Origin of the sequence: Treponema sp. (assembly GCF_045641405.1) — a bacterium.
Taxonomy (GTDB): domain Bacteria; phylum Spirochaetota; class Spirochaetia; order Treponematales; family Treponemataceae; genus Treponema_D.
Map to the genome: position 1 here is coordinate 1 of NZ_JAZUGX010000016.1, position 12482 is coordinate 12482.

General features: G+C 42.8%; 8 protein-coding genes. 4 read left to right on the forward strand and 4 right to left on the reverse strand.

Going from position 1 to position 12482, the window contains the following annotated elements; translation table 11 throughout:
• The 4 genes from ACKI39_RS02540 to aspS form a co-directional block, all read right to left on the reverse strand.
• On the reverse strand, positions 1 to 1132 hold a 1132-nt coding region (locus ACKI39_RS02540), incomplete at its 3' end, for an ATP-binding protein (RefSeq protein WP_407397345.1).
• Between the two features lie 377 nt (positions 1133 to 1509).
• Complete coding sequence (locus tag ACKI39_RS02545; RefSeq protein ID WP_407397347.1) at positions 1510 to 3087, reverse strand: HAL/PAL/TAL family ammonia-lyase; 1578 nt, start codon at positions 3085 to 3087, stop codon at positions 1510 to 1512.
• Positions 3088 to 3136: 49 nt separating this feature from the next.
• The gene (locus tag ACKI39_RS02550) at positions 3137 to 4069 is read right to left on the reverse strand and encodes a DUF1848 domain-containing protein (protein ID WP_407397349.1); all 933 of its coding nucleotides are present in this window, start codon (positions 4067 to 4069) and stop codon (positions 3137 to 3139) included.
• 71 nt (positions 4070 to 4140) lie between these two features.
• On the reverse strand, positions 4141 to 5991 hold the full coding sequence (aspS, locus tag ACKI39_RS02555; RefSeq protein ID WP_407397351.1) for an aspartate--tRNA ligase: 1851 nt from the start codon (positions 5989 to 5991) through the stop codon (positions 4141 to 4143).
• Between the two features lie 199 nt (positions 5992 to 6190).
• Between aspS and ACKI39_RS02560 the strand changes: the two genes are divergently transcribed.
• The 4 genes from ACKI39_RS02560 to ACKI39_RS02575 all read left to right on the forward strand — a co-directional run bounded on the left by ACKI39_RS02560 (position 6191) and on the right by ACKI39_RS02575 (position 12449).
• Complete coding sequence (locus tag ACKI39_RS02560; protein ID WP_407397353.1) at positions 6191 to 6682, forward strand: RNA polymerase sigma factor; 492 nt, start codon at positions 6191 to 6193, stop codon at positions 6680 to 6682.
• A gap of 9 nt (positions 6683 to 6691) precedes the next feature.
• Positions 6692 to 7453, forward strand: coding sequence for a hypothetical protein (locus ACKI39_RS02565; protein ID WP_407397355.1), 762 nt, complete (start codon positions 6692 to 6694; stop codon positions 7451 to 7453).
• Positions 7454 to 7477: 24 nt separating this feature from the next.
• On the forward strand, positions 7478 to 9793 hold the full coding sequence (locus ACKI39_RS02570) for an LA_2272 family surface repeat-containing protein (RefSeq protein WP_407397357.1): 2316 nt from the start codon (positions 7478 to 7480) through the stop codon (positions 9791 to 9793).
• A gap of 127 nt (positions 9794 to 9920) precedes the next feature.
• A complete protein-coding gene (locus ACKI39_RS02575) occupies positions 9921 to 12449 on the forward strand; it encodes a TonB-dependent receptor plug domain-containing protein (protein ID WP_407397359.1) in 2529 nt (842 codons plus the stop codon).
• Positions 12450 to 12482: the final 33 nt, after the last annotated feature.

Genomic DNA, 12482 nt, shown 5'->3' on the forward strand with positions numbered 1-12482 from the left:
GATGTTTTGTTCTTGCAATTATGATTTTGGGATAGGCATCTTTTATGCTTAAAAGTGGGGCAGTTTCTCTTTCCATTGTTTCTGGGCGGGAAATGTCATCACTTACCTGAATGTAGATTTTTTCATCGCGTTTTATGGCTACAAAATCAATTTCTTTTTGGTAAAGAACACCTGTATAAACTTCATAACCACGGCGTAACAGTTCTATACAAACAATGTTTTCGTAAATGCGTCCATAATCTAAATTCTTAGTTCCATGCTTAGCGTATTTAAAAGAATGGTCTGCAAGATAATATTTGTCCTGACTTGCAAGATATTTTTTTCCTTTTATGTCGTAGCGGCGGATTTTGTAGAAGGCGTAAGAAGCACAAAGATATTTGATGTAAGATGAAACTGTTTTATCGTCTGTCTTACTTTCTTTTGATGTAAGTGTGTTTGCAACGTTTCTTGCTGAAACTTCCGAAGAAATATTGTCCACAAGAAAATCATTTAATGTATCCAAAAGCGAAACATTTTTTATTTTATATTTCTGCTGAATATCACGGACAATCAATGTTTCAAAAACTTCATTCAGGTAATTGTATTTGTCGTCAATTGATTCATATAAATAGGAACCAGACATTCCGCCTTCCATTGCAAAGCGGTCAAAAGCCTGCTGTAAATCCTGACATTCAAAATACGAGACAAACTCATTAAAACTGAAAGGGAAAACTTCTATGGAAAAAGTTCTGCCTGTAAACAATGTTGCCAGATCGCTGGAAAGCAAAAAGGCATTGGAACCGGTTATGTAGATGTGAAATTTTTCCGACGCATGGAACGAATTTATTGCCTGCTCAAAATCCTTGCAAAGCTGAACTTCATCAATCAAGAGAAAATTTTCTTTTTCTGGAGAATACAGATTTTCAACATATTCATTCAGTGCAGCGGCATTTTTTAGTGTTGAAAATTGAAAAAGATTGTAATTGATATGAATGATATTGGCATCGGCAATGTTGCTTTTAAGATATTCAATGAACATTTCCAGAAGTTTTGATTTTCCACTTCGCCGAATTCCTGTAATGACTTTGATGTCAGGTGTATTTATGGAATTTATCAGTTTTTGTAAAAATTGCTTTCTTTCCAGTACTTTCATGGGTTCATTATACAATTCTTATTCCGCATTTTCAAGAAAATTTCAATTTTGCGGAACAGTTGATTTTAGAGAAGATATGTGCACTAGGGGTCTGTCCCCTCTGTTTTACAACAGAAAGAAGGTAAGCAGATTTTCGGAGGATTTGTTAGAAGGGATGGAAGTGAAAATCTTTGTATTTGTACAGATAATTATTCAGAACAAATAATAAGTCCAAACTGGAAGTTATTGGAAGAAACTTTTATTTAATCCCCCCTTAGCGATGGGAGCCCCGATAGTTGCCGAAGGCAATGAGCGTATAGCGAAGGGCGGACGTAGCGACCCAGACAGGTTTCTGTCTGGGTAAGGCAAATCCATTCCTGAAGTTTGAAAAGTTAAGTCTAAGAAAAAAGTTCCGTAGACTTAAGCCATTGTGCAACTGCAGTAGCTTCCTTATCAAGGGCCCTGTCGTCTTCAACAAAGGCACTCATGCTGCGAACTTCTGAATGTATTTTTTTCGTGAACGGAGCAAAATCATCCTTGCCTGCAAGATCAACAGCCTGCATTGCCGCAAGAAGATGGGTTGCAAACTGAAGGTAAACAAGTTCAATCTGTTCATTGAATTTTCTTGCAGAAATGGTTCCCATGGAAACCTTGTCCTGGTTCAATGCTTCCGTCGGCTGGCTTGTAAGGGAAATTGGAAAACAATAGCTCATTACTTCACCACGGATGGCGCTGATGGTAATCTGTGCTGCCTTGAATCCAAGCCTTAATCCTGCCCTAGGATGATCAGCCGGAGTATAGGGAATCAGGTTTTCCGTAAGACCGTTGAATTTTCCGTCGATGATGACCTCTGCCTGCTTGTCCGAAAGATCCGAAATGTTTGCAAGGGCAGTGCGCATGTAATCGCAGGCGGCGCAGATATGTCCTCCGTAAAAATTTCCAGTGTTGTAAAGGCGTCCGGCCTCAATATCAACAAGAGGATTGTCGTTTGCCGAATTAAGTTCTTCCGTAATAAGATCCCGTGCAAACCTTAAGGTATCGCGGTAAACGCCATTGATTTGAGGGGCACACCTTATTGAATATCTGTCCTGGATTTTATTCTGCTGCGCTATGAAACCTTTGCCGTCAAGTTTTTCAATCTGGGTCTTAAGAAAATCTTCATACCTGAAAACCCTTTTTGAATCCTTGATAATATCGTAGACATAGGCTGCACTTTCGCACTGTCCCTTGTGGTTTTTAATTTCGCTGACCTTTGCAACAAATGGAGTGTCCTTTCCTTTTGTAATTTCCGAAGTCACTGCAGTAAGGAAATCGGAAATCTTAGCAAGGCGTTCTGCTTTTTTCCATGCAATGGAAGCAACTGCCGTCATTACTGAAGTCCCGTTCATAAGGGCTAGTCCTTCTTTTGCTTCTATTGGAAGAGGCTTGATTCCTTCAGCATTGAAAGCTTCCATTGCCGGAACAATTTTTCCTTTGTAATAAACATCGCGCTCTCCCATGATGGCGGCGGCAAGATAGGAAAGAGGTGTCAGGTCTCCGGATGCTCCGACTGAACCAAGCTGTGGAATTACAGGAATGATGTCCTTGTTCAGCATGGTAACCATCATTTTTGCAAGTTCTGGTCTTATGGCTGAATGTCCGCCCTTTACATTTCCGTTCAGCCTTGCAAGGACAACTGCACGGCCGGTTTCATGATCAAATTTTGGACCAAGTCCGATGCCGTGGTAGGTACAGATATCGCGCTGAAGTTCTCCGGCTTTTTCAACGCTGATCTGATTGTGGCACGAATCGCCAAAGTCAGTGGTAACACCATAGGTTGGAACTCCGGTTGCTATATATTCTTCAAGGAATTTTCTGGAAGAAGCAAGTGTGTCCCAGAATTCTTTATCTTCAGGTAAATTGATTTTTTCGTTATTGAAAGCGACATCCCATACATTTTCAATTGTAAGATCTTCGCCTTTTACTGTAATAGCCATAAACAGAAATTCCTCCTGCAGGTAATTTTACATCATTTATACAGTCTTTTCAAAAAAGAAACTGCTGCCGGTCAATCCAGCTGAACTGTTCCGCGTCCTTGATCACATCATCCGGCATAAGTTCCCCCAGTAAAAAAGGAGAATCGGGATTGTGCTTTTTCATGTTTTCCATGACAAGACGGGCATCCGTATTGGCGTAACAATATTTACATAGATGGCCGCAGGTATCGTAGGCACCGATGTCTGAACCTAAAATACAGGCGCAGGCTCCCTTCCGTTGTGTTCCCGTTCCTTTTGGTATATTCAGGTGTGCATGAAGAGCTGTTTCAAAAGTTGCCTGAGTCATGCAGCCTGAGCAGTCGGCACCAAAAGCGGCCAGGTCTGTCCCCTCTGCGCAAGGTTTTATGACCATGCCATTTTCACAAGCAATCCTGATGCATTCTTTTCCAAGATGAAGCCTGTCTTCCGTACTTACTTCTTTTGCCTCAGGAAAATTCCGTTCCACCTTTTTGTACAGGTCAATGAAACTTATGACGCAGGTTTTGGTGTGGCCTGCAAGATTTTTTGCCATCTGCTCAAACTGTGAAAGATGCCATTTCACCGTATGTTTTTCATCAATGAAAATTGGATCGTAGCGCCAGCCCATGGAATCCACGCCCACAATTTCCGACAGCCGCTTGAAGTCTTCCATTACTTTTTCTTTGGGCGGAACATTGGGCTCTATGTCCTTGCCGTAAGCTGTGATGGTGACAAACCAGTACTGCCCGAATGGTTTAAGCAGGTTCATATGTGGCAGCATGGGGGCGGGATTTTTTGTACAGAATGCAATTAAATCAACCACGGACGGATCCAGGCGGAATTTTGTAACTGCCTGTGGATTGTAAGGATTCCGTACTAGGACAAAGCCTGCCTTTATGCGGTTCATGAACCATTTTGAGTAAAATGCCGGAATGTCCGTGCGGTTTCCTGTGTGTATGATCATGTTTGTATTTTACAGATTTTTCGTGTAAAAAAAGGCAGCCTTCTTTTTAAAAGCTGCCTTTGCATACATTGCTATTCTTCTACATCGTAGCAGTTAATGTGTAAATCCTTAAGCTGCTGCTCATCTACAGGAGCTGGACATTCATCCATTGGAGATGCAGCAAGATTATTCTTAGGGAATGCAATAACTTCGTGGATTGATTCTTCGTGGCGCATCAACATGATGAGGCGGTCCAATCCTGGTGCAATTCCTCCGTGTGGTGGAGCACCAAACTTGAATGCCTGAACGAGGAAGCCGAATGCCTTTTCTGCGCGTTCGTTGCTGTATCCTACGATCTTGAAGATTCTCTGCTGGAGTTCTGGGTCGTTGATACGCATTGAACCTGAAGCAAGTTCGTATCCGTTGAGGACCAGGTCATAAAGGTCACCCTTTACTGCACCCGGATCAGATTCAAGTGTATCCCAGTACTGCTTCTGTGGCAGTGTGAACATGTGGTGTTCTGTTTCCCAAGAGTTTGTTTCTTCGTTGAAAGCAAAGTATGGGAAGTCGATGATCCATGCAAAGTGGAATTCATCAGCTGGATTGTAGAGGTTAAGGTCCTTACCAAGCTGTTTGCGTACTGCACCGAGGGCTGTACATGCAAGCTGCCAGTTTTCGTCGCTTACAAAAAGGAGAAGGTCATTCTTTTCTGCTCCAAGCTTTGCGCATACTTCAGCTTCCTTTCCAGCGTAGAACTTTGAGATACCGCCTTCAAAAGCCAAGTCGTTGGTTGTTGAGCCTGTCGAAACAACCTTCATCCATGCAAGACCCTTTGCCTTGTATGTCTTTGCAACAGCTTCAAGGGCTTCAACCTGCTTGCGGCTGTATTTGTCTGCAACATTCTTTACAACGAGGGCCTTGAGTCCGGAACGCTTGTGGCGCTGAACATCACGTCCAGAGGCAGCGGCACCTGCCTTGAATGCGTTGAAGTCTGCAAGGTCTGCCATGAAAGTTGCGTCCTGCATCTTCATGTCAAAGCGAAGGTCTGGCTTGTCGCTTCCGTAAAGGTCAAATGCGTCTTCCCATGCGATGCGGTCAAACTTTGCAGGAAGGTCATAGTTCAATGTTGACTTGAAGATGTGCTGCATCATTCCTTCAGTTGTTGAAAGGACTTCTTCGCGGTTTGTGAAAGAAAGTTCCATATCGATCTGTGTGAATTCAGGCTGACGGTCACCGCGTGCATCTTCATCACGGTAGCAGCGTGCAATCTGGAAGTACTTGTCGAATCCAGAAACCATCAAAAGCTGCTTGTAAAGCTGTGGCGACTGTGGGAGAGAGTAGAACTTTCCCGGGTGAACGCGTGAAGGAACCAAATAGTCACGTGCTCCTTCCGGTGTAGACTTGATGAAAGTTGGTGTTTCGATTTCAAGGAATCCCTTAGAAGTCAAATATTCGCGGGTTGCAAATGTTACCTTTGAGCGGAGGATGATGTTCTGCTGCATTGGCTCGCGGCGGAGGTCAAGGTAGCGGTACTTGAGACGGAGGTCTTCATTAGGAAGAACGATTGATCCGTCCTTCTGGCGAACTTCTTCAATCGAGAAAGGAAGCTCCTGTGAAGTTGTAAAGATTTCGATGTCTGTTGCTTCAACTTCGATTTCACCAGTTGCCATGTCCTTGTTTACGTCTTTGTCTGCGCGGGCTGCAACAACGCCTTCAACGGCGATACAATATTCTGATTTAAGAGATGATGCGATTTTCTTTACTTCATCCGAAGCATTGTCTCCAACCATTACCTGTGTGATTCCGTAGCGGTCACGGAGGCGGATGAATACAAGACCACCAAGGTCGCGGGTACGGCTTACCCAACCGTTCAAAACAACTTTCTTGCCGACATCAGCCTTTGTAAGCTCGCCGCAAGTTACTGTTCTTTTTGTGTTTTCCATAATTCTATTTTCCCTAAACTAAGATAAAATATTGAATAATAAAGTTCGAATTCTGCGAATTTACATGCTATTTTATTGTTTTTTCAATTTTTTCTCAATCAAATAGTTATAATGACGAAAAGAGAAAAAGAGAAATTATACGGAATAAGTGACACTTTATGCTGAATCAGGTGTCTCATATTATGGCGGAGTTAAAAGGATGGATACAATAACAGATCGTGACTTCGGTGAACTCTATCAAAAGTACGGTCCAATGGTTTTGCGCCGCTGCCGTTTTTTACTGAACGATGAAGACATGGCTTTGGATGCGATGCAGGATGTTTTTCTGAAGATCATGGAAAACAACTACAGGATCAAGGACATGTGCTCAAGCCTTTTCTATGTTACGGCAACGAGAATCTGCCTCAACATGATAAGGGCCAGAAAAATCCGCACGGGACCTGATTTTGATGCAATAGCAGAGATGATGGTTGATGAGTTTTCTGAAATCGAAGCTGAAAAAGTGGAGGCAAGGGATGTCCTTGAAAAACTTTTTTCCAGCAGGGATGAGAAGGATTCGTTGATTGCGACACTGCATTTTGTTGATGGTCTTACCCTCGAGGAAACTGCTGAACAGGTCGGCATGTCTGTTTCCGGGGTAAGGAAAAGAATTTCAGAACTGAAGAAGTTTTCGTCTTCAATGATTAAATAGGAGTTTGTCATGATTCCACAGTTGCTTTTAGAAGAAATCAATCTTGGCGAAAAGAATGCCCAGGATTACTATGATAAGTATGGAAAGGAAGAACTTGAAAAGGCTCTTGCTGATTTAAGGAAATCGGATGAAGAAATATTGAAGGCTTATCCAATAAAGGAAATGAGCCTGAAATTTGAAGAAAGAACATCCGTGAAAGAAACAAATAATGTTTTCAAATTCAGGTCCCTTCGTGTATGGGCGATGGCTGCGGCTGCAGTTTTGACAATTGCTTTCTGCGTTCCTTTTATGTATAACGGGATAAAGGAAAAGCAGAATACATTCGAGACAAGAGTAAAGGGAGGAGAATCTGTCCATAGTCAGCTTAGACTTTACAAAAAGGCTGGCTCTGAAATCTTGAGACTTGCAAGCGGAGATAAGGCTCAGGAAAATGATGTGATTCAGATCACCTATATTCCGGGCAACAAAAACTTCGGCGTGATTTTCAGTTTTGACGGAAATGGAAACATCACAAGGCATTTCCCGGACGACAGCTGGACGGCAGGAAAGCTTGAAAAGACAGGCGAGGAAGTTCCGCTTTCATTCTCATACGCCTTGGATGCAGCCCCTGAATATGAGTGCTTCATCTTCGTAGCATCAGGAGAAGAATTCAGCCTGGATAAAATTGAAAAGGCAGCAAACGGAAAAAATGCAATCCGCTATGATCAGCTTAAGAGCGGAAAATATTTTCCAAAAGGCGCGGAAGCTTCTGTTTTTATTCTTGAAAAGTAAAGTGCAAATCCAGTGGAGACAACCATGAAAAAGAGTTATATGAAATTTTTGATTATGACAGCAGTGGCCATCTTTTTTTCGGGTAATATTTTTGCCGCAGAAAACAAAGCCGATGCTGCTTCTGTTGAAAGATATGCGATCTATATAGGTTCAAACATAGGCGGGAACAACAGACAGCTTCTTTACGCCGGAACAGATGCCATGGCCTTCCAGAATACCATGGCCGACATTGGCGGAATCAGAAAATCAAACAGCGTTCTTCTGCTTGATCCTGCAAAGGATGATGTAGACGAGGCTATGGAATATATTTCCCAGCTGATTGTCAAAAACAAATTCAATGCAAAGAGATCTGAATTCGTTTTCTATTATTCCGGACATTCAGATGAGAACGCTCTGCTTCTCGGAAACAATACCTATGACTATTCTTCGCTGAAGGCTGCCATTACAAAGGTTCCAAGCGATGTTCACGTTGTAATTCTTGATTCCTGCTATTCTGGAAATTTTATCCGCACAAAGGGTGGTCAGAAGCAGAAACCTTTCCTTGTTGATGATTCTTCAGTGATCAAGGGCCATGCCTATCTTTCTTCAAGTTCTTCACAGGAGTCTTCCCAGGAATCTGATGAGATAGGATCGTCGTTTTTTACCAATGCAATGATTACAGGATTGAAGGGAGCTGCAGACAGTTCCGGCGACAAGAAAGTTACATTGAACGAGTTGTATTCCTATGCGTTCAGCGAGACCCTTTCCAGAACAGAAAACAGTTCCGCAGGTCCTCAGCATCCTAACTACAACATTACTCTTGTAGGTTCCGGCGACCTTGTTCTTTCGGACATTTCAGGTTCAGACTGCATCCTTACACTTTCAAAGGAACTCAGCGGCCGTGTAATAATCAGGGACAAAAACGAAAAGCTTGTTTCTGAAATAAGCAAGACCCAGGCAGCTCCCGTATATCTTGCAATGGAAGAGGGACAGTATGGTGTGACAGTGATTTCGGAAAAAGTTACATTGCAGGGAAATTTTGAACTTGGCGCAAAGAGAAACTATGTCCTCAGCAACAGCAATCTTTCCCCGGTTGCAAGAACAGCAAACAGATTCCGCGGTAAGGAACCTAAGGAAATGTCCGAGCCAGAAAATGAGATTGCTTTCACCAGTGAAAATACAATGCATGTTCCATTTGTATTCTCATTTTTCGCCAATGAATTCTACAGAAATACTGGAAAAGATATCGTCACAAATTTTGCCCTTGGTCTCTTCCGTTCGGAAGTCTATCAGACTGATGGCGTGATGCTGTCTTTCATCGCCAACCAGACTACGGTTCTCAACGGTGCACAGTTTGCCTACATATTCAACACTGCTGATAAAGTGTGTGGATTCCAGAGCGCCGGTATTTTCAATTTGTCAAAAGATGTAGAAGGTGCACAGACAGCCGGAATCTTCAGCTACGCGGAAAATGTGAAAGGAGTGCAGGCTTCTGGATGTGTGAATATTGCCGATGATGTCAGATACTGTCAGGCTGCAGGACTTGTAAATGTTGCGTCCGGAAAAATTACGGGAGTTCAGGGGGCTTTTCTCATCAACTATGCAGGAAAAGTTGACGGTGTCCAGGGAAGCGGCATTGGAAATGTGAGCCAGTCTGATGTGGATGGTGTGCAGGGTGCCGGAATTTTCAACATCGCAGGCGGAACTGTTGTCGGTGTGCAGGGTTCAGGAATTGTTAACGTTGCTTCTGGCAAGGTTGATGGTCTCCAGGCTGCTGCAATCGCAAACTATGCGCATTATGTAGATGGTGCCCAGATCGGTCTTGTAAATATCTGTTCAGGTGATGTGGATGGACTTCAATTTGGTTTTGTGAATTATTCCAGAAACGGAATTTTTGAACTCGGAATGTCCTATACGACTAACAACAACATGCGCTTTACCTTGACTTCAGGAAACAGGAGATTGTATTCAGTCATCGGCTGTCAGACGGAAGTAGGCTACATGGATTCAAATTCTGATTCGGATGACAAATATGCGGAAATTGTTTTTGGACTTGGTACAAGAATAGAGGCCGGCATGTTCAACTTTGACTTTGAAGCTCTTGGCAATGAAGTTATCATGAAGGACGATGACAAAAAGGAAAAGTTAAAGTCTGAATGGTATCCTTCGGCAAAATTTGCAGTAGGTTTCAATCCTGCAAAGCATATCCAGATTTTTGCCGGTGCCATGGCTTCCTTTGAATTTGATGGCAACAGGGAGACCTTTGAAAGAAAGAAGAGCAATTTCACAGTTGATTTTTCCGATCATGATGTAAAGATGCATCCTGAATTTGAAGTTGGCTTGAAATTCGTTTTGCACTGATACTTAAAGTCCAGTTTTTTGAAGCACTGTCTGTGGGATTTCTCCGGCAGTGCTTTTTTTATTTTTTTCGTATTTAAAGTGACAGATTTGTTTTCCTCACGTGTCCTATTTAGCAGTGAGGATAAAAATGAAAAAGTTAATTTCCACAGTATTCATTTCCGGTCTGATTGTTCTGCAGATGTTTTCAGCGGAAATAAAAGTATTGGTTCTGGATTCCGATCTTGATATTCCCCTTGAGGGAGTCAGGATCAGCTCAAAATCAAATTCAGAAATAAGGACTGTCACTGATGAAAATGGACAGGCCATCATCAATATTCCTGATGAAAAAAAATCGGAAACCATTGAAACTCATTTGCCCGGATACAGAAATGAAACTGTGTCTGTAAGTTCAGATTCACCTGAAGTGGAAATCAGATTGTCTCTTGCTGATGTAATTGAAGGAAAAGAACTTGTTGTCAGCAGGACTGTTCCAGAAACTGCAAGTGAAAAAGTAGGTGTTTCTACGGTCATGACAAAAGAAAAAATGCATTCCACTGCCAGCATGGGAATTATCGAAGACTGCATGGCTTCTGTAAGAACTTTGCCTGGTGTTTCCTACAGTGGAGCGTGGGGCAGCGAGCCGTCAATAAGAGGAGGTTCTCCAAGAGAACTGGCAGTTACCCTTGATGGCATGTATACGATTTTTCCATGGCACTGGGGTGGAGGAAATTCAATCCTCAATCCTTCAATGATCGAGACGGTGAAACTTTCCAACGGAGTTTTTTCAGCCCGCTATGGAAAGGCTTCTTCCGGACTTCTTGAAGCAACAACATTGAAACCTGATTTTGAAAAGGCACATCTCAACGCATCAATTTCCACAATGAGCGCCGATGTGTTTGCCCAGGTTCCTTTCGGAAAAAATGTCGGCGGAATGCTTGTTGGTACCCACATGACATACCTTGAACCGTTGTTTGCTGCGTACAATGCAAGCGGCAATGATTCCCTGGATATGATCAAGCGTCCTCCATATATCCGTGATTTCTTCCTGAAGACAAATTTCAGACCAAGTCCCGTCCTTGACATTTCCCTCATGGGATTTTTGGGGAGCGATGGTCTTTCCATGGACGAAACGGAAACAAAAGATGGTTTCTCGAGAAACATGATAATGGACTATGACATTTATCAGGGGCTTGCGGGACTCAACGTAAAATATCTTCCGACAGACAAAGTTCAGTTTCACGGACTTCTTTCTTACAACAGGATGTATGAAGACTTGAAGCAGAGCATGAAGGAAAGCGGAACTGTAAAATACACAGATGAATTTGCGGACAAGTATTCAGGCCTGAGCGGAGTATCAGCAGGCAGTTCCTATTACCTTTCTGAGATAAGAAGTGATTATGCGGAAAAAATTACATCACATCTTGTAAATGCAAAACTCGAATCGGAAATAGAAGTCAACGACAAGAATCATCTTTGCTTTGGCGTAGAAGAAATCATCTCGACAAGCGACACAAAGGAAAAGGTAAGCGCCTGGAGAGATCTTGATCTTGGAGACAGATGGCTGTTTGGAAAGAGTGCATGGGAAAGCGAAATAGAACAGAACTGGATGTACAACACGGCAGCCTTCGCAGCATGGAATTACGGAAGTGAAAATGATCTTGTGAATTCTGAAATCGGTATCAGAGGTGAATTCCTGACCATGAAGAACAACAAGCAGAATTACACCTTGAACATGGTGCCTCAGGTTTCTCCAAGAGCTTCCGTTACATTCACACCATGGCGCGATATCGGTAGCATCAGAAAAATTTCCCTTACAACCGGAACAGGACTCTTTGTTTCTGCACCACGCGAGACAATGCTCATTTCCAAAGAATGCGGAATAGGAAACTACGAGCTGAAACCTAATTCCGCCTTGCTTGCCCTCATCGGTGGAAATGTGGAACTTGAAAATGACTGGAAGTTCAAGCTTGAGACATACTACAAGCACTATCTTTCAAGGATGTACATGTACACGGTTTCAGATGCTTCGACGGAATATTCATCAGAAACAATGAACGTAAAATCAAACGGGCAGGGACACGTTTTTGGTATTGATGCATTGATTGAAAAAAATGTCGGCAAGGTTTGGGACGGATACCTTTCATATTCTTTTGTCTACACAAGATATAGGAATCCTGCAGGAATCCGCGACGACCAGAAAGTCGATATGAATGACGATGTCATGGATGAATGGTTCTATCCCGGCTTCCATCGCTTTAACACGGTCAACATTGTAAGCAACTGGCATTTTGGTGAAGGATGGACTCTCACAGTCAAAGGAACCCTTGCAACCGGAACACCAAAGAAAAAGAACGGAGATCTTACCTGCTATGCCGCTACCATGGAAGACGGAACTGTTGTCCAGCGTTACACAAGAAGTTCCTTCTACAGCGATACATTGAGAAACCAGATTTCATGTCCTGTGGATGTCCGTGTCTCAAAGCAGTGGACCTCCAATGGCGGCAAGGCAAACTGGGAATTCTATTTTGCCGTTCAGGACATCTTCGTGAACCTTTATTCACCAAAGGGTGACAAGTCTTTCAACAGCTATACCGGCGAGATGAGCGATGTTGAAGAATCCGTTGACTTTGACATCGGAGTACCTCTTCCATCGCTTGGCATAAAGGTAAAATTCTAAAAAAAATAAAAATCTTAGTGACACTTCCGGTCT

Excerpts from the sequence above, each read along its gene's own strand:
- ACKI39_RS02545 (WP_407397347.1), bottom strand. The coding sequence starts at position 3,087 with ATGGCTATTACAGTAAAAGGCGAAGATCTTACAATTGAAAATGTATGG.
- ACKI39_RS02550 (WP_407397349.1), bottom strand. The coding sequence starts at position 4,069 with ATGATCATACACACAGGAAACCGCACGGACATTCCGGCATTTTACTCA.
- aspS (WP_407397351.1), bottom strand. The coding sequence starts at position 5,991 with ATGGAAAACACAAAAAGAACAGTAACTTGCGGCGAGCTTACAAAGGCT.
- ACKI39_RS02560 (WP_407397353.1), top strand. The coding sequence starts at position 6,191 with ATGGATACAATAACAGATCGTGACTTCGGTGAACTCTATCAAAAGTAC.
- ACKI39_RS02565 (WP_407397355.1), top strand. The coding sequence starts at position 6,692 with ATGATTCCACAGTTGCTTTTAGAAGAAATCAATCTTGGCGAAAAGAAT.
- ACKI39_RS02570 (WP_407397357.1), top strand. The coding sequence starts at position 7,478 with ATGAAAAAGAGTTATATGAAATTTTTGATTATGACAGCAGTGGCCATC.
- ACKI39_RS02575 (WP_407397359.1), top strand. The coding sequence starts at position 9,921 with ATGAAAAAGTTAATTTCCACAGTATTCATTTCCGGTCTGATTGTTCTG.